Genomic DNA, 22,241 nt, shown 5'->3' with positions numbered 1-22,241 from the left:
GGGACGCGCGTCCCCGGCCTTCGTCGTGCTCGCCCCACCTGGTCCGGATTGTCGGTGGCGTCGCCTAAAGTGCCGCCCGTGACCGCACCCCACATCCCCGGCCTCACCCTCCTGAGACCCCTCGGCTCCGGCGGTTTCGCCACCGTCTACCGCGCCCACCAGGCCCAGCTCGACCGCGACGTCGCCGTCAAGATCGACAACCGCGTGCTGGCCGACGAGCGGGATCGCAGGAGGTTCGTGCGGGAGGCGCACGCGGCGGCCAAGCTGAGCGGGCACCCGCACGTCGTCGGGGTGCACGACGCGAACATCACGCAGAACGGCACGCCCTACCTGGTGATGGAGCTGTGCGACGGCGGGTCGCTGGCTGACCGGCTGGAGAAGCAGGGGCGGTTGCCGGCCGAGCAGGTCAGGGATCTGGGGATCAAGCTCGCGGACGCGCTCGCCGCCGCGCACAGGGAGGGTGTGCTGCACCGGGACATCAAGCCGGGCAACATCCTCGTCGACCGGTACGGGACGCCGAAGCTCGCCGACTTCGGGTTGGCCGCGCTGCTGGACGCGCAGGGCGGGAGCACGGTCACCAGGGACGCGCTGAGCCCCAGCTTCGCGCCGCCGGAGGCGTTCGCCATGGCGCCGCCGACGCCGCAGGCGGACGTGTACTCGCTCGCCGCCACGCTCTACACGTTGCTGGCCGGGAAGCCGCCGCGGCCGGTGCCGTGGCCCATCACCAGCTTCGACCACCTCGGTGAGGTGCTGCGGAAGCCGGTGCCGACGGTCGACGGGGTGCCGTCGGCGTTGCACGACACGATCGCCCGCGCGTTGCACCCGGACACGACGCAGCGCACGGCGACTGCGGCGCAGCTGCGCGACGAGCTGCGGAGCTTGACGCCCCAGCAGCCCAAGGCCGCGAAGAGGTGGCCGCTGGTCGCGGCGGCCGTGGCGGTCGTGGCGGTCACGGCCGGGGTGCTGGTGTGGAGCTCCGGCGGTGACAAGACGCAGGCGAGCACGCAGGACCCCCGGCAGCAGAGGACGAACGAGGTCGCGCTGGAGTCCGTGCCACCGTTCCTGAAGGTGTGCGACAGCGGGTTCTGCGTCGACAGCTCCACGTGCTTCCGCGGCACCGTGCAGGCCGGTGGTGCGGCGGCCACGGCGCGGCGGACCGGCAGTTGCTCGGAGGACCACTTCTGGGAGGCGTTCTCCGGCGGGTGGCTGTCGGGGCCGATCCCCACGGCCGACCCGGAGGACCTGGCGAGGGCGCCGGAGCTCGCCAAGACCTGTTCACCCGAGGTGATGAAGGCGAACACGAAGGCCGGGGTCGACACGACCGGCTGGGACATCGTCGCCGTCGGCTTCAAGGACGGCGAGCGGAGCTACTACCTGTGCCTCGGGTCGCCGCCGGACGTGGGTGAGACGGTCACGGCCGCTTTCGGCAGTTGAACAAATCCACTTGCGACGGGTCGTAACGTGGACCGCTGTGCGTGTTCACGCCGATTTGATCATTGCTGGGTTCCGAAGGTATTCGACCTACCGACAGGCGATGCTGGCCGGGATGACCACGAACGTGGTCTTCGGCCTGCTCAGGGTCGCGGTCCTCGTCGCCGCCCTCAAGGCGGCGAACGGCGAGATCGCCGACTACGACATCGCCGCGACCAACACGTACGTCTGGATCGGGCAGGGGCTGCTCGGGTTCGTCCTGCTGTGGGGACCGAACGAGCTCGCCGAGCGAGTGCGATCCGGTGACGTCGTGGTGGACCTGTACCGGCCTTGGCACCTGTTGAGCGCCTTGCTCGCACAGGACGTCGGGCGCGGCGGGTACGCGTTCCTCGTGCGGCTGCTGCCGCCCGCGTTGTTCGGCATGCTGTTGTTCCCCTTCCAGTTCCCGGACAGCCCCCTCCGGTGGCCGCTGTTCCTGGTGAGCGCGCTCATCGCGCTGGTGTGCAGCTTCGGGGTGCGGTTCCTCGTGGAGGTCAGCGCGTTCTGGCTGCTCGACAACCGCGGGCTGTACGGGTTCTGGAACGTCACGTCCGGCCTGCTGTGCGGGTTGACCGTGCCGATCGCGTTCTTCCCGCAGTGGGCGCGGGACCTGCTGTGGATGAGCCCGTTCCCGGCGTTGCTGCAGGCGCCGATCGACGTGTTCCTCGGCCACGGCAGTGTCGTGAGACTCCTGCTGTACCAACTGTTCTGGGCCGTCGTGGTGCTGGCGCTCGGCCACTTCGCGTTGCAGCGCGCGGTGCGCAGGGTGGTGGTGCAGGGTGGCTGACGTCATCTACCCGCGGCTCATCGGCGCGCGGCTGCGCAGCCAGCTGTCCTACCGGGCGTCGTTCGCGCTGGACTTCGTCACGCAGGTGATCGCGCAGTGGTACGAGCTGCTCGTGATCCTGGTGCTGTTCGGGCAGGTCAACGCGCTGGGCGGGTTCAGCAGGGACGAGGTGCTGCTCATGTACGCGTTCGCGGGCGCCGCGTTCGGCGCCGCGGACCTGTTCGCGGGGCAGCTCGACAACCTGCCGACCTACATCCGCACCGGCAGCTTCGACGTGCTGCTGATGCGCCCGCTCGGCACGTTGCCGCAGATCATGGTGTCCGACATCCGGTTGCGGCGGATCGGGCGGATCTTCGGCGCGGTCGCGGTCATGGTCTACGCGCTCAACCGGGTCGCGGTCGACTGGTCGCCGGCGAAGGTCGCGCTGGTGGTCCTGACACCGGTGGCGGGCGCGGTCATCTACAGCGCGGTGTGGGTGGTCGCGTGCTCGATCTGCTTCTGGATCGTCGACGGCCGCGAGTTCGCGAACGCGGTCACCTACGGCAGCGGCGCCTTCACCTCGTACCCGATCAACGTCTACTCCCGGCCGCTGCGCTGGTTCATGGCGTTCGTCGTGCCGGGGGCGTTCGTCGCGTACTACCCGAGCCTCGCGCTGCTCGGGAGGCAGGACCCGCTCGGACTGCCGGGCTGGGTCGGTTGGACATCACCGCTCGTCGCGGCACTGGCGGCCGTGGTCGCCGGGCTGGTGTGGCGGTTCGCGGTCGGGAGATACCGGGGAACGGGATCATGATCGAGGTCAGGGAGCTCCGCAGGGAGTTCAAGGTCGCCACCACCAAGGGCCTGCGGCGCAAGTACAAGACCGTCACCGCGGTGGACGGGGTCAGCTTCGACGTGGCGGCGGGCGAGGCCGTCGGGTACGTCGGCCCGAACGGGGCCGGCAAGTCCACGACGATCAAGATGCTGACCGGCATCCTGGTGCCGAGCAGCGGCCGGGTCCAGGTCAGCGGGGTCGACCCGGCCAAGCAGCGGCGGGACCTCGCCAAGCGGATCGGCGTGGTGTTCGGCCAGCGCAGCCAGCTGTGGTGGGACCTGCCGCTGCGCGACAGCTTCGACCTGCTCCGGTCGATCTACCGGGTGCCGCCGCCGGACTACCGGACCCGGCTCGACGAGTGCGTCGAGCTGCTGGGCCTGCGGGAGTTCCTGCTCACGCCGGTGCGGCAGCTCTCGCTGGGGCAGCGGATGCGCGGTGAGATCACCGCGGCCCTGCTGCACGCGCCGGAGCTGCTGGTCCTCGACGAACCGACGATCGGCCTGGACCTGGAGTCGAAGGAACGGCTGCGGGAGTTCCTCAAGGACCTCAACGCCCGCCGCGGCACCACGCTCCTGCTCACCACGCACGACCTCGACGACATCGAACGGCTCTGCCCGCGGCTGATGGTGGTCGACCACGGCCGGGTGCTCGCCGACGGGGCGCTCGACGCGCTGCGCGAGGAGGTCACGCCGGAGCGCGAGCTGGTCATCGACCTCAGGGAACCCGGCCCCGCGCCGGACGTCCCAGGAGTGACGGCCGTGCGCAGTGAAGCGAGCGGGACGCGCCACCACCTGACGTTCAGGAGAGCGGAGACGACGGCGGCCGAGCTGATCACCAGGGTCGTCGCGCAGGTGGAGGTGCACGACCTCGCCGTCGTGGAGCCGCAGATCGACGACGTCATCAGGAAGCTCTACCAGCGCCAGGTCGAAGAACACGCCCACCGGTAACCGCAGGTCGGTAGAGTCGGGGACAACACAAACGGACACTTCGGGCAGAGGGAGAGCGAATGCGCCTTATCGGACCGCTGGCGGCAGCCGTCATCGCGTTGGGCAGCTTGACGGCCTGCGACACGATCCAGGGAGTCAGCGACACCGCGGACAAGGTGAAGCTGTGCGCCGACGCGATCCAGCTGGTCGGGTTCTCACCGGACCTGAGCGACCCGCAGAAGGCGCTGGAGGACACCAAGGCCAAGGCGACCGACCTCGAGAACCTGGCCGGCTCCGCACCCGACGAGCAGGTGAAGAAGGCGCTCGAGGAGGCCGCGAACGGCATGCAGAACGTCGGTTCCGCGGCGGACTGGGTCACGCAGAAGGCTGACATGGTCGCCAAGGTCTCCGCCGCGTGCGGTGGATGAGCACTCGAGTCCCTGTTGCGCACCTCCGGAAGCGGCCTAGGCTTTGACGCCTGACCTCACGCCGCTCCCGGAGGTGTCGCAGCGCCATGCAAGCAACAGTTGGTGACAGGCTCCACGTCCACAGCCGCTCCATCGGTCTCGAGGAACGCCTCGGCGAGATCCTCGAGGTCCGCGGCACCGACGGTGCCCCGCCCTACCTGGTCCGCTTCAACGACGGCCACGAGGGCCTCGTGTTCCCCGGACCCGACTGCGTCGTCGAGCCGCGCGGAACCGTCTAAGCCAGCGCGGTCGCGATCAGCTCCTCGGCCAGCTGGGGAGTCGCCGCCGCCACACCGGACCACCGGCGGGACAGGTCCGGGTCGAACGTGAACGGCCGGCCGTGCAGGTCGACCAGCACCCCACCGGCGGCCGGCACGGTGACCAGCGCCGTGGCCAGGTCCATGATCCGGTGTGTATCGGTTCCGGGATCGATGAAGCCGTCGACGGTCCCCTCGGCCACGAGCATGGTCTCCAGGCACGTCGTGCACAGCACCCGGATGCGATCGGCGCGGTTCGCGATGCGCAGCCACGCGTCCTGGGTGCCGGTCTTGGGCCGCATCAGGCAGATCGACGCACCGTCCAACGACGTGCGCCCCGTCGTGCGGAACGGCGTGTCGACACCCGCGCGCGCATGCCACGCACGGCCCGTGTCGAACCATGTGGTCAAAGCTTCGGTAGCCGTGTCGTCAATGACAACGGCACCGGCGAAGCAGGAGAGCGGAACGCCGAACGCGGCGTTCGCGGACCCGTCGACCGGGTCGATGACGAGGGTGACCGCCGAGCCGTTGTCGACGAACCCGGCTTCCTCGGACAGGAGGTTCACGCGACTGCGGTGGATCGACTCCAGGATCGCGTCCTCGACGATGCGGTCGACGCGCATCGTCGGTGTTCCGTCCGCACCGTCGGCGACCTCCTCGCGGAGCTCGAGCCGGGTGTGCGCGGAACGGGCACGCCCGTACGCCGCTGACGCCGCACGGGCGGCGTCAGCGAGCGCGGGGTGCACGTCGTCGGAGATCTGCGGCTGGGGCACGGGCCAGGGAATCAGCACGTGCCCCACAGTGCCACGAAATCCGCGCCGCGGATCAGATCAGGCCGAGGCCCTTGACCGCGTCGCGCTCCTCGACCAGCTCGGCCACGGAGGCGTCGATGCGGGCGCGGGAGAACTCGTCGATCTCCAGGCCCTGGATGATCTCGTACGAGCCACCGGAGCACTTGACCGGGAACGACGAGATGATGCCCTCGGGCACGCCGTACGAGCCGTCCGACGGGATGGCCATCGAGGTCCACTCGGTGCCGTTGGCCCAGTCGTGGATGTGGTCGATGGCGGCGTTGGCGGCCGAGGCGGCCGAAGACGCGCCACGGGCCTCGATGATCGCCGCACCGCGCTTGGCGACGGTCGGGATGAAGTCGTTCTCCAGCCACGCCTGGTCGTTCACGGCCTCGGCGGCGGTCTTGCCACCCACCTCGGCGTGGAACAGGTCCGGGTACTGGGTGGCCGAGTGGTTGCCCCAGATCGTCATGTTCTTGATGTCGGTGACCGCGACGCCCAGCTTCTTGGCGAGCTGCGACAGGGCGCGGTTGTGGTCCAGGCGCGTCATCGCGGTGAAGCGCTCGCGCGGGACGTCCGGCGCGTGCTGCTGGGCGATGAGGGCGTTGGTGTTGGCCGGGTTGCCGACCACGAGCACCTTCACGTCGTCCGCGGCACCGGCGTTGATCGCCTCGCCCTGCGGCTTGAAGATGCCGCCGTTGGCCTCCAGCAGGTCGCCGCGCTCCATGCCCTTGGTGCGGGGGCGGGCGCCGACGAGCAGGGCGACGTTCACGCCGTCGAACGCGGTCTTCGCGTCGTCGGTGATCGTGATGCCCTTGAGCAGCGGGAAGGCGCAGTCGTCGAGCTCCATCGCGGTGCCCTCCGCGGCCTTCAGCGCCGGGGTGATCTCCAGCAGCCGCAGGTTGACCGGGGTGTCCGGGCCCAGCAGGTGGCCGGAGGCGATGCGGAACAGCAGTGCGTAGCCGATCTGGCCGGCGGCACCGGTGACAGTGACGTTCACGGGCGTGCGGGTCATGAGCCTTCCCGAATGACGGTCCTCGTTGACGTCGGGCAGGTCGCCCGGCGTCCCGCACGTTACCAACACGGGGAGCGACCGAGGGTGTGAGAGTGGACAACCACGCCGAGGTGCTAGGACACGGCGTCGAGCGGCTGGTCGGCGCCGCGCCAGGTGTCCGCGAGCTCCTGCACCGGCACGCCGAGGGCCTCGCCGAGGCAGATGATCGTGCCGAAGCCGGGCGTCGGGAGACGGCCCGTCTCGATCTTGCGCAGGGTCTCCGGCGAGATGCCGGCCGACTGCGCGACCTCCACGAGGTCCCGCCCCGCCCGTGCGCGCCGCAGCAGGGCGCCGAGTCGGCGGCCGGCTTCGATCTGCTCTGGCGTGAGCGGTTGGCGGACCATGCCACCAGGATAGGTTGGTATTACTATACCGACAAGTGTTAGGGTGCCGGTATAACTATACCAAGCCAGTGAGGTAGCTCGTGATTGAACTGAAGTCGCCTGCGGAGATCGACCGCATGCACGTGACCGGGCGCTTCGTGGCCGAGGTCCTCACCGAGGTCGGCCGGCTCGCCGACGTGGGCGTCAACCTCATGGACCTGGAGCACCACGTCCGCGGGATGATCTCCGACCGCGGTGCCGAGTCCTGCTACTGGGACTACGCGCCGTCGTTCGGCAAGGGCCCGTTCCGCAACGTCATCTGCCTGTCGGTCAACGACGCCGTGCTGCACGGCCTGCCGCACGACTACGTGCTGCGCGACGGCGACGTGCTCACCGCCGACATCGCCGTGGGCATCGACGGCTGGGTCGCCGACTCCGCGCGCACCGTCATCGTCGGCACGCCCGCGGAGGAGGACCAGCGGATCGTCCGCGCCACCGAGGAGGCGCTGGAGGCGGCGATCGCGGTGGCCCGCCCCGGCAACCGGCTGGGCGACCTGTCGGCGGCGATCTACCAGGTGGCGCGCTCGTACGGCTACCCGGTCAACACCGAGTTCGGCGGCCACGGCATCGGCCGCACCATGCACGAGGACCCGCACGTGTCGAACAAGGGCCACGCCGGCCGCGGCATGACCCTGAAGCCGGGCCTGACGCTCGCGCTCGAACCGTGGCTCGCCCGCACCACCGACAAGATCGTCTACGACCCGGACGGCTGGACCATCCGCTCGGCCGACGGTTCCCGCACCGCGCACTCCGAGCACACCGTCGCGATCACCGAGGACGCTCCCCTGGTGCTGACGCGGCGCGAGTCGGAGAAGGCCGCACCGGTCGAACAGGTGAGCGACGCTCCGGCACACTAGGGGCCGTGGACAACCCCGTCGAAGAAACCGGCCCGGTCGAAGAGGTCGGCGAGGACTACGCCGACGCGAACATGCCGAACCAGCACTGGGAGAAGCGGTCCTTCACGGACTGCGACTTCACCGAGGCGGACCTCCGCGAGCTGGTGACGACGGGGTGCACGTTCACCCGGTGCGACTTCACCCGGACCGACCTGGGCGAGTCGAGGCACCACGCGACGGCGTTCCGGCAGTGCACGTTCGACCGCACGGTGCTCACGCGCTCCAGCTTCACCTCGTGCAGCCTGCTGGGGTCGAACTTCGCGGACTGCGTGCTGCGCCCGGTCACGTTCACCGAGGTCGACTTCACGCTGGCGTCGTTCGTGAAAGCACCGCTGCACGGCTTGAAGCTGGGCGGTCAGCGGTTCCGCGAGACGAACCTCAGCGAGGCGGACCTGCGCAACACCGACCTCAGCCGGGCGGACCTGATGGGCGCGCGGCTGCTCGACGCGAAGCTCGACGGGGCGGACCTGCGCGGGGCGCAGATCGATGCGAACGGGCTCCGGCAAGCGAAGCTCGCCGGAGCCCTGATCGACATCGACACCGCGGTCTCGTTCGCGGCGGCGTACGGCCTAGTTGTCTCCTGAGCCCGTGATCTCCACGAGCACGCCCTCGGCGATCATCTCCTCGACCGCCTTCGGCAGCAGGTAGGCGGTTCCGCCGCCGGGCTGCTCGAACCACGGCACCGCCACGCCGGTCAGCACCTCGAGCGGCCGGCGCAGGCGGTAGACCCGGTACGGGCGGTTGATCCACGACGGCACGAGGCTGCGTTCCGGGAACGGCGTGCCCGCCACGTACACGAGGTTGCCGCTCTGGTCGCCGTAGCGGTCGACCTCGGTGCCCGCCGGCAGCTCGAACATCTGCTTGTGGCGGAACAACGTCAGCGGCGGCTCGCCGGCCAGCGGGGTGATCGGGAACTTCCGCTTGGCCGGGTCGTCCTGCTGCACGGCGACGGGTGCCGGTGCGGGGGCGGGTGCCGGGACCACGGCCGTGGGGGCCGGGGGCAGCGGGGCCGGGAGCGGCGGGGCCTGCATCGGCGGGCGCTGCGGGGGCACGGGGCGGCGCGGTTCCTCGCGGAAGCCGTTGGCGATGGGCCGCTGCGGTGCGGGCGGGGTCTGGCCGCGGGGCGGGATGGTGCGGAAGTTGCCCATCACGAGCCGGCCGACCAGGTACGCCGAGGCGTCCTCGACCTTCTCGAACCGCACCGGGTTCTTCGGGCCGTGGTCGAACCAGCACACCTCCCAGCTGTCGCCGTCGAGGCGCAGGTTCCAGGTGCGGTCGGCGGGTTCGCCGCCGATGCGGTAGACGCCGTGCGGCACGTTCAGGTCGTCCAGCGCGCGGCGGGTGCCCGCGAGCTCGCGGTCCTCCTCCGGCGTGACCTGGCGCGGGTGGGGCTCCGGCTCCGGCTCGGGTTCCGGCTCGTCGTCGGCGAAGAGGGCCGCGTCGAACTGGGCGGTCTCCTCGACGACCGGCACGGCGGGCTTGACCGGTGCGGGCGGCGCCACCGGCGCGGGCTCGGGAAGGCGCTCGGGTTGGTGCTGGGTCTGGTGTTGGGGTTGGTGTTCGGGAAGGCGCTCGGGGAGGTGGAGGTCGCGCGAGTCGAGCTCCGCGGTCGTGCGCAGCTCCTCCTCGGCGAGGTCGGGCTCGTCGGCCTCGACCGCGACGACCGGGTGCTCCTCGGTGACCTCGGTGGCGTGCTCCAGCGGTTCGTCCGGGACCGGGCTCCACGCCATCGTGTCCTGCATGGCGTCGCGCGGGCGGTCCTCGGCCTCCGGCACGAAGCTGTCGGTGCGCTCCTCCTCGCGGTGGTGCGTGAACAGCTCCGGCTCGTCCTCCTGCTGGTGCGTGAAGAGCGCGGGCTCGTCGGGTCCCGCGGTCGGCACCTCGGGCTCGTCGTCCGGCTCGACGACGGCGACGGGCTCCTGCTCGTCCTGCTCCGGCAAGTCGTCCTCGACCTGGGCGAACTCCTCGGTCGGGTGCGGCGCGAAGAGGTCCATGCCGGCGCCGTAGGTGTCGCGCAGGTGCCGGTCGTCGACGCGGTCCGGCACGCCGTCGGAGTCGAAGATCACCCGGTAGGGCGGGCCGTCGTCCGCCAGCGGTGCCGCGACGGAGACCGGGCGGCCCAGCGGTTCGGGGTCGTCGTCGAGCGGGGCGCGCTCGGCGGTCACCTCGACCGGCTCCTGCTCGGCGGCGTGCTGCGGTTCCGGCTCGTCGTCGAAGTCGGGGGCCGGCATGAACCGGGTCGACTCCTGCGGCGGCTCGAAGTCGGGCTCGTCGTCGAACTTCGGTGCCTCGACGAACTGCGTCGCGTCCGGCTCCGGTTCGCGGGTGGCCTCGGGGTCGGGTTCCTGCTCGGGGGCCGGGCGGGCCTCGACCGGCGGGGGCGGCGGCAGCACCGTGCCGGGAGGGGCCGCGGGCGCGCCGATGTTCGCGGCGGCGGCGAGCCGGGTCTCCTCGGACACCTCGGGCAGCGCGAAGCCCCTGCCGCGGGCCCGCTCGACCAGCTCCGGCTCGGGCGGCACGCCGTACTTGCGCAGGTAGTAGGACACGCCTGCGGGCCAGATCCACACGCCGTCGGTCTGGAACCCCGCGGGCACGACCGGCGGGGAGTCCGCGGCCAGCAGGTCGGCGTCGAACCCGCGGCCGGCCACGGCGACCGGCGCGTTCGACAGGTAGGCGAGCAGCGGCGCGACCTCGGGCTCCGGCACCGGCGGGCGGTTGACCGACGGGCGGCCGTTCGGACCGGCGCCGTCGAACACCCGGACGCTGCGGAACACCGGCGTCGGCGGGTTCAGCCTGCGGCGCAGCCAGTCGGGGACGTTCTCGTCGGCACGCGGGAAGAACCGCATCTCGTCGACGTACGCCTGCGGAGGCGGCGGCGTCTGCCACTTCGGCTCCGCGCGGTCGAAGTCGAGGTTGTAGCTCGACGGGTGGTCGAGCTGGTAGCGGGCGTTCGACCAGCTGCCCCTGCCCTCGCGGTGCATGCCGGCCCTCAGCCGCGCGAAGAGCTGCGCGACCTCCTGCGGCGGCGCCCACGGCCGCGAAGTACCGTCCGCGACGTGCAACTCGGCGGCCAGCTCGAAGTACCGGCCGGTGGCGCGGTACTCGGCGACCACCCTGCGCCAGTCCTCCGGGGCGGCCCGCATGAGGGTCAGGCCGATCTGCTTCACCAGAGCGTCCTGCTCGGTAGGGTTCAACGGCTTCGGCTCGGACACGCCAACATCTTCCCCCGCAACTCGCCGGATCGCACACGTCCCCCGCCGCTGCGCCGAACGGTGGAGGCCCGACCATAACGCGGGTGGCGTCCACGTTAAAGCTGATCAAGAACACCCCCGTCGGAGCAGGAGGCCCCTTGTCACGGTCCGCACAGGTGTCCGGCGGTCTCGTCGCGGCACTCAGTGGAGTGGCGATCGCGGTCCAGGGACGGGTCAACGGCTCGCTGGCCCAAGCGCTGCAGAACGGTCCCCTGGCCGCGTTGGTCTCGTTCGGCGGCGGGCTGATCGTGCTGCTCGCGGCCGTGTTGTCCCGGTCGTCGGCACGCGCGGGGCTGCGGCGGCTGGCCGACGCGCTGCGGCACCGCCGAATCCGCTGGTGGGAATGCATCGGCGGGATCAGCGGCGCCTTCCTGGTCGGGTCGCAGGGCATCGCGGTCGCGACCATCGGTGTGGCGGTGTTCACGGTCGCGGTGGTCGTCGGCCAGCTCGTGAGCAGCCTCGTGGTGGACCGGGCGGGCCTCGGGCCGGGTGTGCCGAAGGCGCTGACGAAGACCCGCGTCGCCGGTGCCGGGCTCGGTGTCGTGGCGGTCGCGGTGGCGGTGTCGCACCAGTTCACGTCGCCGGGCACGTTGTGGCTCGCGGTGCTGCCGCTGGTCGCCGGGCTGATGATGGGCTGGCAGCAGGCGGTGAACGGGCTGGTGCGCGAGGCCGCCCAGCACTCGATGGCGACGATCCTGGTGAACTTCAGCGTGGGCACGATCGCGTTGACGCTGGTCAACCTGGCCGTGCCGCGCGGTGTGCCCGGTGCGTTCCCGTCGCAGTGGTGGCTGTACCTCGGCGGGTTGCTGGGCATCGTCGGCGTGGGCGGCGCGATCGTGTCCGTGCGGTTCATCGGCGTGCTGATGGTCGGGCTGTGCGGCGTGAGCGGTCAGCTCGTCGGCGCCGTGCTGCTCGACGTGGTCAGCGGGCACCTCGCCACGGCGACGGTGGTGGGCGTGGCGCTGACCCTGGTGTCGGTCGGCGTGGCGGCGTTGCCCAGTGGGAGGATGGTGCGGTGACTGCGACGCTGCTCAACGGCCGGGAAACCCGAGACGCGCTGTTCGAGGACCTGAAGGCGAGGGTCGCCGCACTGCCGGCGCCGGTGGGTCTGGCGACCGTGCTCGTCGGCGACGACCCCGGTTCGCACTCGTACGTGAAAGGCAAGCACACCGCGTGCGCGAAGGTCGGCATCGCGTCGATCCGCCGCGACCTGCCCGCCGAGACCACCCAGGAGGAGCTGGAGGCCGTCATCGACGAGCTGAACGCGAACCCCGAGGTCACCGCCTACATCGTCCAGCTGCCGCTGCCGAAGCACCTCGACGCGAACGCCATCCTGGAGCGCATCGACCCGCGCAAGGACGGCGACGGCCTGCACCCGGTGAACCTGGGCAAGCTGGTGCTCGGCGAGACCGCCCCGCTGCCCGCGACCCCGCGCGGCATCCTCGAGCTGCTGCGCCGCTACGAGGTGCCGATCGCCGGCGCGAACGTCACCGTGGTCGGCCGCGGCGTGACCGTGGGCCGCCCGATCGGCCTGCTGCTGACCCGCCGCAGCGAGAACGCCACCGTGACGCTGTGCCACACCGGCACCAAGGACCTGGCCGCGGAGGTGCGCCGCGCGGACATCGTGATCGCGGGCGCCGGCTCCCCCGGCCTGATCACGAAGGACATGGTCAAGCCGGGCGCGGCCGTGGTCGACGTCGGCATCACCCGCACGGAGAACGGCCTGGTCGGCGACGTGGCACCGGACGTGGCCGAGGTCGCCGGCCACCTGGCGCCGATCCCCGGCGGGTCCGGCCCGATGACCGTCGCGATGCTGCTGACGAACACCGTCGAAGCCGCCGAGCGCGCCCATGCAGCGGTCTGACGCAGAAGCGCTCATGCCGGAACAGCGCTGGCGGTCGGGTGCGGGCAAGCACCTGCCGTTCGCGCTGGTCCTGGGCGTCGGGGTGCTCGGGCTGGTGCGGATCTTCCAGTACCACTGGCGGCAGGGCGCCGTCCTGCTCGGGGTGTCGCTGCTGGTCGCGGCCGTGCTGCGGGTCCTGGTGACCGACGAGCAGGCCGGCCTGATCAAGATCCGCGGCCGCGGCATGGACGCGTTCCTCTACAGCACGCTCGGCGTCGTGGTGATCGCCGTGGCGCTGACGATCACCGGCGGCCCGCTGAGCCGCTAGGCCGGGCCGATCACGCGGTCGACGAGGTCTTCGACGAGTCGGTCGAGGTCCTCGTCGGCCAGCACGTCCGGCAGCGTCAGCCGCTCGTGGACCAACCCCGTCATCGCCAGGTACAGCAGCACGACCGCCGTCCGGTCGCCGGGCAGTCCCGCCTCCTCGTTGAAGCGCACGTTGAGGTCGAGGCCCTCGGCGACCGTCTTCGTGATCGCGGTGCGCAGGTCCGGGCGCCGCGTCGACTCCAGCCGCAGCTCCATCATCGCGAGCCAGCAGGCCTTGTCGGCGTCCGCCCGCTTGATGATGTCGTGCATGAACTTCACGGTCAGCGCCCGGTCGCGCGGCAGTGCGAGCGACTCCGCGACCGAGGAGTCCGACGGTTGCAGCCGCCCGAACACGCGGGTCATCACCTCGGACATCAGGTCTTCGCGGCTCGCGAAGTAGTTGGACGCCGTGCCCGCCGGCACCTCCGCCTTGGCGTCGATCGCCCGGTAGGTCAGCCCGCGCGCGCCCTCTTCGGCCAGGACGTCGACCGCCGCGTCGAGCAGCGCCGTTCGCCTCGCTTCGTTCCTCACCACGATTTCCTCCTTGCAACCACTACACACATAGTACTACGGTTGTCGTGGTTGGAGCTACAGGAGGTTCTGGGGATGCGAAAGCTCGTGTACTACGTCGCCACCACGCTCGACGGTTTCATCGCGGCCGAGGACGGGACCTACGACGGGTTCGTCTTCGAAGGCGACCACATGGAGGGCATCAACGCCGAGTACCCGGACACGCTGCCCACGCAGTTCCGCGAGGCGCTGGGGCTGCTGGACGCGCCGAACAAGCACTTCGACACGGTCCTGATGGGCCGCAGCACCTACCAGGTGCCGGGCGGGCTCGCGTCGCCGTACGCGCACCTGCGCCAGTTCGTGGTCTCGACCCAGATCACCGGCACGCCGCCCGACGTCGAGGTGATCCGCGAGGACGTCGTCGGCCGGGTGCGCGCGCTCAAGGAAGAGGACGGCCAGGATATCTGGCTGTGCGGCGGCGGCAAGCTGGCCGCGACCCTGCTGCCGGAGATCGACGTGCTGCTGCTCAAGATTCACCCGGTCGTGTTCGGCCGCGGCATCCCGCTGTTCGACGGGAAGGCCGACATCACGAAGTTCACGCGCACCGACGCGCGGCTGTTCGAAAGCGGGGTCTCCTTCATGACCTACGAACGCAGTTCTTGATCCCGCCGACCGCGCGGGTACGGCGAAGGGCTCCTCCCGCTGCGCAGCGGGAGGAGCCCTTCGTCCTCACACCGGGATCAGGCGGTGGCGTGGAGCGTCCACCGCTGGTTCGTCAGACCGTTGACGTCCCAGATGCCGACCGCGGCACCGTTCTGCACGGCGTTGCCGATCGCGTCGGCGGCCTTGCCGGCCAGGACGCTCTCCAGCACGTAGCTGCCGTCGGGCTGGCTGGAGAACGCGAACTGCTCCGTGTCGCCGTAGTGGCAGTCGTACTGGATGAGCTGCGAGCCGTTGAGCTGCACGCCGTTCTTGACGTCGAGGCACTTGCCGGACATCACGTTCTTGAGCGCGTACCGCTTGCCGCCCAGGTCCACGAGGTCCCACGCCATCTTGCCGCCGCCGACGCAGTCCCACAGCTCCTGGCCGGCGAGGTTCGCGAGCGCACCCTGGTTCGGCGTGTCCCACAGACCGGCGGTCTGCAGGCAGCGGCCGGACTGGACGCCCTTGAGCTGGTAGCGGCCGACGGCGATCGTGGCGACGTCCGAGCGGTGCACCAGGTTCAGCAGGCGCCAGCGCTGGTGGCCGTCGTTGGTGCCGACGTAGGTGGTGACCGGGCTGGCGTTCGGCGTCTGGCCGTCCCTGACCGTCACGAACTTGCCGGTGCCGACGTTCTTGATCTGGTACGTGCCGTCGGCGTTCTCCAGGAAGCTCCAGCGGTGGTAGCCGTTGTTCGCGTCGCACGGGTACTGGCGCAGCAGGTCGCTGTGGCCGTCCATGCACTGGCGCGAGTTGCCGTTCATGAGCAGGTACTCGTTGGTGGCGACCTGCTTCAGCGCCCAGACCTGCTTGGGGGCGGGGCGGATGCAGTCCCACAGCTCGTTGTACTGGCCCTGTTCGATGGCCTGCGCGTCGACGCCGGCGATCTGGGCGCACCGCCCGGAGGCCTGGCCCTGCAGCTCGACCACCAGCTCGTGGGCGGGCTTGATCTGGTCGCGCTTGGCGGCCTCGTACCGGCCGAGGTTGATGAACTCGTTGCGCGCCTTGAGATCGCCGGCGAGTGCGGCGGTGGCGGCCGCGACCACGTTCGGCAGGTACCCGTCGCGCTTGGCGCGGTCGAGGATCTCCTTGATCTGCTTCTCGGTCTCCACGGCGCGGGCCGCGTCCTCCTCGGCGACGTCTCTCTGGTGCGCCGTGTGGATGCCGGTGAAGATGAAGGCCTTGATCTGCGCCGCGTCGTGGGTGTCCAGCGCGCCCTGGGCGGCGGCCTTCACGAACTTGCGCGCCAGCGGAGCCCGGTAGACCTCCCAGGTGAACTCGCTGTCGGTCATGACCTTGAGCGAGGTGGTCAGCTCCGCCTGGGCCGCGACGCGCCACGCGTCACCGCGCGCCTTGAGCATCGCGTCCCGCTCCTCGATCGCGGTCCGCTCGCGCTCGGCCGCCTCGCGGCGGCGCTGCACGTCGAGGTTGTAGGCGGTGAAGATGCCCTCGGTGACGAACTTCTGGCGCTGCTCGTCGGTCGAGGTGTTGGTCAGCACGGCCGAGGCCTGCGCCTTGATCTCGGGGTTCTCGGTGCCGTTGGTGTTGATGAACAGCTTGGTGACGAACTCGCTCAGGTTCGAGTCGAGGTAGTACCGGTCGACGTTCATCCAGCCGATGAGGTCGGTGGCCTTGAGCCGCTGCCGGTGCCGCTCGTCCATGATCGGGATGGCCCGCACGTCCTCGCGGAAGGCGAGGTGGATGCCGGTGACGATGAAGTCGTAGCAGGCGTTCTCGTCGGTCTCGTTCGTGAGCGCCTTCAACGCCTCGCGCTTGACGGCGCTGTCGCGCGGAGCGTTGTTGTAGATCCAGATGACGAAGTTCAGGTCGGCCATCCGGGCTTCCCTGGACGTCACCGACGCGCTGATCGTGCTGGCAGCGGCCAGTTTCTGGTCGAAGTCCGACACCAGGGCGGCGGAGAAGCTGACCGTCGACACGTCGGCCGGTGCCGAGGGGTCGACCCCCGGCGGTGCGGCGAGTGCCGGAGTGGCGAACAGGCCGCCGGCCAGCGTGATGGAGACCGTGAGCGCGGCGACTGCGCGCAGGCCACGGTCACCCAGACTGCGTCTGGACAAGGTGAATCCCCCAAGATTCGTCGTAACGGCATCTGCTCCAAGCGCGGCGTGAACCCCCCAGGCCCGGCCGCTCGACTCCCCAGTCGTCGGATGCCGTGGGGAACTTCGCACGGCGCCCGCCTTGTCCGCAATGCGGTGTGAGCTGGGTCACTTCACTATCGGTGTCCCCGCGGGCACTCGAAGTGCTAGGAACTTTTAGGGCGATCAGCCCACCACGTGAAGTTCTGGGGGGAACACATGGGGCGTCATGCGCTCATGCCTGCGTTTCTCGCCGCCGCACTCGCGGCCGGCGCCGTCGGAACCGTCCACGCCACTCCCGCGTTCGCGGAATCGGTGGCCATCAGCACGACCGCCACCGCACTGGCCGCGTCCATGCGCGAGACGGTGTTCCAGATGTCGTTCAACGCCGCGCTGCAGTCCGAGGTGCGCGACGCCGCCTACGTGGCCATGGCCTCCAACGACGAGGCGAAGATCCGCGAGTTCGTGCTCGTCGGTTACGGCAAGGCGAAAACCCGTGCCACGCAACGAGAAAGACTCAACACCGACATCATCCGGGAGATCAACCGGACCGCCATCCCCGGCAGCGAGGTGCAGGGCTCGTCCCTGAGCGCGCTGGGTTCCTCGTTCAACGCCCAGGAGCTGTACGTCCACAGTGGATACGACCGGGCCGTGGAGCTCGACCGCGTCCACGACAACAAGCGCCAGGAACGGCTGGCCCGGCTGTCCGGAGAGGACCGCGCCTACGTCGCCCACCTCGCCGCCACCGACCCCGGCGTCCAGGTGCGGGCCGCGGCGCAACGCGCGCTGAGCGGTGGTGACGACCGGTCGATCGGCCTGTTCTTCGCCTACGAGTGGAAGATCGGCGCCGAGCTCGACACCGAGCGGTTCGTGCGGACCACGACCGAGCAGAACCAGGTCTGGCACGACCAGATCACACGGCTGACCGCGTCCGCGCTCGCGGCGGAGGCGGCCGAGCGGGAGGCCAGCGGGGAGCTGGCGCGCAAGCACCGGCTGGAGGCCCAGCAGCTCTGGGAGCAGGTCGACCGCGAGGCAGGCGAGTCCTCTGTGGACTGGCTGGCGGAGAAGGCCAAGGCGGACAGGCAGGCGGCGATGTGGGCCGAGGTCGCCGAGTACGCCCGTGGCGCCCAGTCGGAGCAGGACTGGCTCGCGATCCTGGCGCAGGCGAACAGCGGCCGCATCACGTGGGAGGAAGCCGCCGGCAAGGCCCGCGACTCCGCCGCCCACTGGCAGGCCGTCGCCGAACAAGCACGCAAGGCGGCGAAGGACGCCGCCGACCGCGATCTGGGGGATCGCTGACACCATGAAAAGAAGATCATCAGGCGCCACCTCGGTGTGGCGCAGATCAGTCGTGCCCATTTCCGCGGCGCTGGTCCTCACCCTGTTCGGTGGGACAGTGCAGGCAGCCGCCGCGCCGACACCCGTTCCGGTGCTCCAGCAGGCAGCGGCGAACGACCCTCCTCCGCAGGAAGTGGACGAGGAGTTCGAGTTCTACAAGATGCTCGTCACCGACATCTCCGAGCACGCGGAGGACGTCGAGGTCCGCGACGCGGCCAAGGCCGCGCTGGCGGTCGGCACCAAAGAGCGGCTGATCTGGTTCCTCGACCACGGTCAGGCGGAGGCGCAGGGCCGTGCCGACGTGCGCAAGCGCGCCGAGCTGGCCGAACACCGCCGCAAGGTCGAGAACTGGGCAGCCACCGGTGGCCCGAACGTCCGCGCGGGGGCGCAGGCCGCGCTGACGGCCGGTGACCAGGCCATCAGGGACTTCGTGGCCTATGGCTACGAGATCGCGCTGAAGCGGGACAAGCAGCAGGCCGAGGACGACAAGGCCGAGCAGGACCGCATCATCGCCCGCGTCCGCGACATGGTGGCCATGGGCGGCCCGCAGGTGAAGATCGAGGGCGAGGCGGCGCTCCTCAGCGGCGACTACGCGCGGATCCGCCAGTTCTACCTCGTCGACTACCACGAGGCGAACCAGCGCGACCACGACATGCGCGCGGTCATCCAGAAAGCCCTGGAGGACCGCAACAAGGCGATCACCGAGCTCGACCAGATCGCCCGTCGCGCCGAAGCCGCGGCGAGTGCGCGCGCCGAGATCCTGCGCGCCAACATCGACGCGGTCAAGCACCTGGAAGACGTCACGTACGCCATGAAGCGGGCCGTGGAAGCGGCTCACAGGGCGGACCGGATCTTCCGCGACGACAAGCCCGGCCGTGCCCACGGCCAGCTCGGCCGCAACGACCTGCTGGACGCCGAACGCGCCAACGCGGCGCGCGAGTCCGAGGCCGCCGACCGCATCGCGCTGGCGTCCGTCGAGGCGAACACGCGTGCGCGCAACGCGGCGCAGCGCCTGGTCGACAGCGGCATGACCGACGGCTTGGACTGGGCCAAGGTCACCATCGGCATCGGCAACGCGGTGGACGCCGCGGCGCTGGCCGCCGAGACGTCGATGCACGCGGCCACCGCCACGCTGGCCGACAGCCGCGCGCTCGACGCCGACCGCAACGCCCAGGAACACGCGAACAACGCGGCGAAGTACCGCGCGGAGGCGGAACGGCAGGCGGCCAAGGCGGCCGAGCTCGCCGAGGCGGCGAAGAAGCAGCAGGACATCGCGATCGCCGCGCGCAACCGCGCGGAGCAGCAGAAGAACATCGCGAGCGCGAAGGCCGCCGACGCGCAGCGCCACGCCACGAACGCCCGCAACCACCGCATCAACGCGCAGGCCGCCGCACGCAACGCGGCCGTCACGGCGAACGCGGCCTACGCCGCGAACGCCGAGGCCGCTCGCCTGGCCGGCGAGCACGACGCCGCGGTGGACAAGGTCCGCTCGATCCAGACCCAGGTCGACGTCATCGGGCGCATGCACAACGCGCGCCTGATCAGCCTGGAGAACATGGAGCTGCGGCTCCGTGATCGCGAGCAGGTCGCCAGGGAACGCGGCGAGAACGTCGAGGAGGTCACCAGGGAGATCCGGGGCCAGGTCGACGTGGCCCGCGGCGCCGCGAACGAGACGGCAGGCTGGGCCTCGGCAGCGGCGTCGTCGGCCGCGGCGGCACGGGCATCGGCCCAGCAGGCTGCGGCAGCGGCGCAGGCCGCCCGCACCGCGGCGAACAACGCGACCAGGGAGGCCGTGACCGCACGCCGGGCCGCCGACGAGGCGCACCGGATCACGCTGGAAGCGGTGAACGTGGCGCTGGGCGCCAAGGCGTCCGCCGAGATGACCCAGCAGGAGGCGGAGGCCGCGGTCCGCGAGGCGAACCAGGCCGTCTTCCAGTCCGTGGTCGCCGACCGCGCGGCCTCGGCGGCGGCGGCGTCCGCGGCGCTGGTGGTCGACTCGGCACGAGCGGCCGAGCTGATCCTCAAGCCGTACGCGGCGCTCAACGCCGACGCGCGCAGGGCGTTGCAGACCCTCTCCGACGCCCTGCTCATCAGCGAGGAGCAGTCCCGCCTGGCCAGGGAGAAGGCCGACGAGGCCGCGCAGGCGGCGGTCAGGGCGGCCAAGGCGGCCGACGACGCCACCGCGGACGTGAAACCCGCGTACGAGGCGGCCTCCCGTGCCGCCGACTCCGCGAACCAGGCGGCGCAGTACGCCCAGGTCGCGAACGACGCGGCCAACCAGGCCGTGCAGCACGCCCAGGCGGCCCACGGCGCCGCCGGCACCGCGGGTCGCTGGTCGAACACCGCCCAGCAGGACGCGGTGGCCGCGGGCAACGCCGCCGCGGCGGCGAGCGCATCGGCTGCGAGCGCTGACCGCGCGGCAGCCGCGACCGAGCAGATCTACGCGATGGCCAGGGCCAGCGCCGACAAGGTGCAGGAGTTCATCCAGTCCGTCGTCGACCACATCGACGACGTCCACGAGTACCGCGTGCGGCTCGAGATGGCCGAGCAGATCGCGCGGGAGGAGGCCCAGAAGAAGGCCGACGAGCTCAACGGGCAGCTCATCAAGGGCATCCTGACCGTCGACCGGTGCCTGGACAACCCGGTCTTCTACTTCGAGGACTGCAAACGCGCCGCGAACAAGGTCGAGGAGGTCGCGAAGAGCGGCCTCAAGGCCTACGGCGAGGCCGCGGTCGAGTCGTTGCAGACGGGTGCCCGGTGCGCCGCCGGTGACCAGGCGGCCTGCCAGCTGCTGCGCGAGGGCAAGGACAAGCTGACCCTGCTCTACAAGCAGATCGGCTCGGGCATCGTCGAGGGCGCCAAGGGCACCCTGGACGGCCTGCTCACCGGTCTCGACTGCGTCGGCGGCTCGGTCTTCGGCGACTTCCACTCGTGCAAGCAGATCTGGGACGGGCTCGTCTACACGGTCCAAAACCCGTACACGCTCATCCACCTGGAGGAGTGGCACGACAACCCGGCGAAGGCGCTCGGCCTGACCCTGTGGGACCTGTCGTTCGGTGCGGTGAGCACGGTCGCGAGCGGCGGCGCCGGAGCGTTGACCAAGACGCTCAGCGTGATGAAGAACGTGCTCGGCAAGGGCACCGCCAAGATCCTCGACAACCTCGCGGAGCTCCGCGGCGTCATCGTCAAGCTGGACGACACCGTGCCGCACCGGCTCCCCGGTTCGCTCGGTGAGATCTTCAGCGCCAAGGTCCACATCGAGAACGGCGTCGGCAAGATCGACAACGCGGTCGTCGCGATCGACGGCAGGCTCTACCGCCTGGAGTCGTACTCCAGCCGGCTGGAGGGCGACCTGTCCAAGCTGGACGGTGCGGACATCCGCATCGAGGGCGGCACGCTGCGGATCGAGAACGGCCTGGCCAAGCTCGACGACGCGAAGTTCAAGGTGGAGCAGCCCAAGGTCTGCGCGCACGGCCTGATGGCCGCGGCCGCGGACTGCACGAGCCCCACCCCCGATCCCGACGCACCGGTGTACAAAGACCCGACGTTCGTGAACGGCGACTACTGGCACGACATCGGCGCGCTCAGGGTCCGGATCAGCGCGGCCGACTACCAGTGGGCCGACGCCCAGCTGAAGAAGGCCGCCGACGCGGAGAAGCGCATCACCCCGGACGTCGACGGCATCGCGGACGCGATCGGGGCCGACCGCAAGTACCGGGTCGTGGAGCCCGGCAAGAAGCGGACGGAGCTCAAGAGCCCGGAGTCGTACCTCCGCAAGCTCTTCGACGAGATGAACGACGGTGGTGTCAAGCGCGATCCGCGGGACATCCAGCACAAGATGAACGACGCGGTCCGGTACACCTACGTGTTCCCGGACGCGACGTACACCAACAAGTTCTACGAGGCCCTCGTCGCGTTCGAGGCCAAGGGCTACACCCTCGTGGAGGTCAAGAACTTCTGGGCGAAGATGAACGGCTACCCCGGCATCAACACGACCTTCAGGTCGGCGGACGGTCAGCTGTTCGAGCTCCAGTTCCACACGGACAAGAGCTTCAAGGCGAAGAGCGACGAGACCACGCACTACGAGAAGCGCCGGACCAACGACGCCCAGGTCGCGGCGATCCAGGGCAGGGCGGCGGCGGAGAAGCGCCCCCTCACGGAAAAGGAGAAGCTGAAGATCAACGAGCTTGAGGCGGACACCGCAGCCGAGAAGGTCAAGTCCGATGCGATCTTCAACGAGGTCGACATCCCACCGAGTGCGCTCATCATCCCGAACTTCAAACTGCTGAGGTGATGACG

The 22,241-nt window shown here is 70.4% G+C and carries 20 protein-coding genes; 14 read left to right on the top strand and 6 right to left on the bottom strand.

Annotated features, from left to right (window positions below):
- Positions 1-78 precede the first annotated feature (78 nt).
- The 6 genes from ACZ7CF_RS18185 to ACZ7CF_RS18160 all read left to right on the top strand — a co-directional run bounded on the left by ACZ7CF_RS18185 (position 79) and on the right by ACZ7CF_RS18160 (position 4,700).
- The gene (locus ACZ7CF_RS18185; RefSeq protein WP_470370068.1) at positions 79-1,434 is read left to right on the top strand and encodes a serine/threonine-protein kinase; all 1,356 of its coding nucleotides are present in this window, start codon (positions 79-81) and stop codon (positions 1,432-1,434) included.
- Between the two features lie 112 nt (positions 1,435-1,546).
- A complete protein-coding gene (locus ACZ7CF_RS18180) occupies positions 1,547-2,257 on the top strand; it encodes an ABC transporter permease (protein WP_470370067.1) in 711 nt (236 codons plus the stop codon).
- The gene (locus ACZ7CF_RS18175) at positions 2,250-3,047 is read left to right on the top strand and encodes an ABC transporter permease (RefSeq protein ID WP_360395914.1); all 798 of its coding nucleotides are present in this window, start codon (positions 2,250-2,252) and stop codon (positions 3,045-3,047) included. Before ACZ7CF_RS18180 ends, ACZ7CF_RS18175 begins: the two co-directional genes overlap by 8 nt.
- Positions 3,044-4,015, top strand: coding sequence for an ABC transporter ATP-binding protein (locus ACZ7CF_RS18170; RefSeq protein WP_470370066.1), 972 nt, complete (start codon positions 3,044-3,046; stop codon positions 4,013-4,015). The genes ACZ7CF_RS18175 and ACZ7CF_RS18170 overlap by 4 nt, the downstream gene beginning before the upstream one ends.
- 59 nt (positions 4,016-4,074) lie before the next feature.
- Positions 4,075-4,422 (top strand): bacteriophage spanin2 family protein, encoded by a 348-nt coding sequence (locus ACZ7CF_RS18165; RefSeq protein ID WP_470370065.1) that lies wholly within the window; start codon positions 4,075-4,077, stop codon positions 4,420-4,422.
- Between the two features lie 86 nt (positions 4,423-4,508).
- A complete protein-coding gene (locus ACZ7CF_RS18160) occupies positions 4,509-4,700 on the top strand; it encodes a DUF1918 domain-containing protein (RefSeq protein ID WP_360395909.1) in 192 nt (63 codons plus the stop codon).
- Here ACZ7CF_RS18160 and ACZ7CF_RS18155 read toward each other — a convergent pair.
- The 3 genes from ACZ7CF_RS18155 to ACZ7CF_RS18145 form a co-directional block, all read right to left on the bottom strand.
- Positions 4,697-5,509, bottom strand: coding sequence for an inositol monophosphatase family protein (locus tag ACZ7CF_RS18155; RefSeq protein WP_360395907.1), 813 nt, complete (start codon positions 5,507-5,509; stop codon positions 4,697-4,699). The genes ACZ7CF_RS18160 and ACZ7CF_RS18155 overlap by 4 nt on opposite strands.
- Positions 5,510-5,543: 34 nt before the next feature.
- Positions 5,544-6,524 (bottom strand): malate dehydrogenase, encoded by a 981-nt coding sequence (locus ACZ7CF_RS18150; RefSeq protein ID WP_470370064.1) that lies wholly within the window; start codon positions 6,522-6,524, stop codon positions 5,544-5,546.
- 113 nt (positions 6,525-6,637) lie between these two features.
- On the bottom strand, positions 6,638-6,907 hold the full coding sequence (locus ACZ7CF_RS18145; protein ID WP_360395904.1) for a helix-turn-helix domain-containing protein: 270 nt from the start codon (positions 6,905-6,907) through the stop codon (positions 6,638-6,640).
- A gap of 80 nt (positions 6,908-6,987) precedes the next feature.
- On the opposite strand from ACZ7CF_RS18145, the gene map reads away from it, so the two are divergent.
- Together map and ACZ7CF_RS18135 are read left to right on the top strand one after the other, a co-directional pair.
- Complete coding sequence (map, locus tag ACZ7CF_RS18140; RefSeq protein WP_360395902.1) at positions 6,988-7,803, top strand: type I methionyl aminopeptidase; 816 nt, start codon at positions 6,988-6,990, stop codon at positions 7,801-7,803.
- Positions 7,804-7,808: 5 nt separating this feature from the next.
- Positions 7,809-8,426, top strand: coding sequence for a pentapeptide repeat-containing protein (locus ACZ7CF_RS18135; RefSeq protein WP_360395900.1), 618 nt, complete (start codon positions 7,809-7,811; stop codon positions 8,424-8,426).
- On the opposite strand, the gene ACZ7CF_RS18130 is transcribed toward ACZ7CF_RS18135, so the two are convergent.
- Positions 8,412-11,054, bottom strand: a complete 2,643-nt coding sequence (locus tag ACZ7CF_RS18130) for a glycohydrolase toxin TNT-related protein (RefSeq protein ID WP_470370063.1) — start codon at positions 11,052-11,054, stop codon at positions 8,412-8,414. The two genes, ACZ7CF_RS18135 and ACZ7CF_RS18130, sit on opposite strands and share 15 nt — an antisense overlap.
- Positions 11,055-11,191: 137 nt before the next feature.
- On the opposite strand from ACZ7CF_RS18130, the gene ACZ7CF_RS18125 reads away from it, so the two are divergent.
- Genes ACZ7CF_RS18125 through ACZ7CF_RS18115 form a run of 3 tightly spaced genes read left to right on the top strand, consistent with a single transcriptional unit; the run spans position 11,192 to position 13,264 of the window.
- Positions 11,192-12,112: a DMT family transporter gene (locus ACZ7CF_RS18125; RefSeq protein WP_360395898.1), complete on the top strand. Its 921-nt coding sequence runs from the start codon at positions 11,192-11,194 to the stop codon at positions 12,110-12,112.
- Positions 12,109-12,957, top strand: a complete 849-nt coding sequence (locus ACZ7CF_RS18120; protein ID WP_470370062.1) for a bifunctional methylenetetrahydrofolate dehydrogenase/methenyltetrahydrofolate cyclohydrolase — start codon at positions 12,109-12,111, stop codon at positions 12,955-12,957. Before ACZ7CF_RS18125 ends, ACZ7CF_RS18120 begins: the two co-directional genes overlap by 4 nt.
- Before the next feature lie 13 nt (positions 12,958-12,970).
- A complete protein-coding gene (locus ACZ7CF_RS18115) occupies positions 12,971-13,264 on the top strand; it encodes a DUF3017 domain-containing protein (RefSeq protein WP_360395894.1) in 294 nt (97 codons plus the stop codon).
- On the opposite strand, the gene ACZ7CF_RS18110 is transcribed toward ACZ7CF_RS18115, so the two are convergent.
- Positions 13,261-13,836 carry a TetR/AcrR family transcriptional regulator gene (locus ACZ7CF_RS18110; protein WP_470370061.1) on the bottom strand — a complete coding sequence of 192 codons (576 nt, stop codon included), beginning with the start codon at positions 13,834-13,836 and terminating at the stop codon, positions 13,261-13,263. The two genes, ACZ7CF_RS18115 and ACZ7CF_RS18110, sit on opposite strands and share 4 nt — an antisense overlap.
- Positions 13,837-13,908: 72 nt before the next feature.
- Here ACZ7CF_RS18110 and ACZ7CF_RS18105 point away from each other — a divergent pair, with 72 nt between their 5' ends.
- The gene (locus tag ACZ7CF_RS18105) at positions 13,909-14,475 is read left to right on the top strand and encodes a dihydrofolate reductase family protein (RefSeq protein ID WP_470370060.1); all 567 of its coding nucleotides are present in this window, start codon (positions 13,909-13,911) and stop codon (positions 14,473-14,475) included.
- A gap of 77 nt (positions 14,476-14,552) precedes the next feature.
- Here ACZ7CF_RS18105 and ACZ7CF_RS18100 read toward each other — a convergent pair whose 3' ends face one another.
- Positions 14,553-16,586: an RICIN domain-containing protein gene (locus tag ACZ7CF_RS18100; RefSeq protein WP_360395889.1), complete on the bottom strand. Its 2,034-nt coding sequence runs from the start codon at positions 16,584-16,586 to the stop codon at positions 14,553-14,555.
- 255 nt (positions 16,587-16,841) lie between these two features.
- Here ACZ7CF_RS18100 and ACZ7CF_RS18095 point away from each other — a divergent pair, with 255 nt between their 5' ends.
- Both ACZ7CF_RS18095 and ACZ7CF_RS18090 read left to right on the top strand, forming a co-directional pair.
- Positions 16,842-17,903, top strand: coding sequence for a hypothetical protein (locus ACZ7CF_RS18095; RefSeq protein ID WP_470370059.1), 1,062 nt, complete (start codon positions 16,842-16,844; stop codon positions 17,901-17,903).
- Positions 17,904-17,955: 52 nt separating this feature from the next.
- A complete protein-coding gene (locus ACZ7CF_RS18090) occupies positions 17,956-22,236 on the top strand; it encodes a hypothetical protein (RefSeq protein WP_470370058.1) in 4,281 nt (1,426 codons plus the stop codon).
- Positions 22,237-22,241 lie beyond the last annotated feature (5 nt).

This window comes from Lentzea sp. NPDC036955 (genome assembly GCF_055608005.1).
This window is presented reverse-complemented; position numbering and strand designations above follow the sequence as displayed.

What these genes read in the sequence shown, in the direction of transcription:
- ACZ7CF_RS18115 (WP_360395894.1), top strand. Translation starts at nt 12,971, where the DNA reads ATGCCGGAACAGCGCTGGCGGTCGGGTGCGGGCAAGCACCTGCCGTTC.
- ACZ7CF_RS18105 (WP_470370060.1), top strand. Translation starts at nt 13,909, where the DNA reads ATGCGAAAGCTCGTGTACTACGTCGCCACCACGCTCGACGGTTTCATC.
- ACZ7CF_RS18160 (WP_360395909.1), top strand. Translation starts at nt 4,509, where the DNA reads ATGCAAGCAACAGTTGGTGACAGGCTCCACGTCCACAGCCGCTCCATC.
- ACZ7CF_RS18165 (WP_470370065.1), top strand. Translation starts at nt 4,075, where the DNA reads ATGCGCCTTATCGGACCGCTGGCGGCAGCCGTCATCGCGTTGGGCAGC.
- ACZ7CF_RS18095 (WP_470370059.1), top strand. Translation starts at nt 16,842, where the DNA reads ATGCCTGCGTTTCTCGCCGCCGCACTCGCGGCCGGCGCCGTCGGAACC.
- ACZ7CF_RS18150 (WP_470370064.1), bottom strand. Translation starts at nt 6,524, where the DNA reads ATGACCCGCACGCCCGTGAACGTCACTGTCACCGGTGCCGCCGGCCAG.
- ACZ7CF_RS18170 (WP_470370066.1), top strand. Translation starts at nt 3,044, where the DNA reads ATGATCGAGGTCAGGGAGCTCCGCAGGGAGTTCAAGGTCGCCACCACC.
- ACZ7CF_RS18180 (WP_470370067.1), top strand. Translation starts at nt 1,547, where the DNA reads ATGACCACGAACGTGGTCTTCGGCCTGCTCAGGGTCGCGGTCCTCGTC.
- ACZ7CF_RS18145 (WP_360395904.1), bottom strand. Translation starts at nt 6,907, where the DNA reads ATGGTCCGCCAACCGCTCACGCCAGAGCAGATCGAAGCCGGCCGCCGA.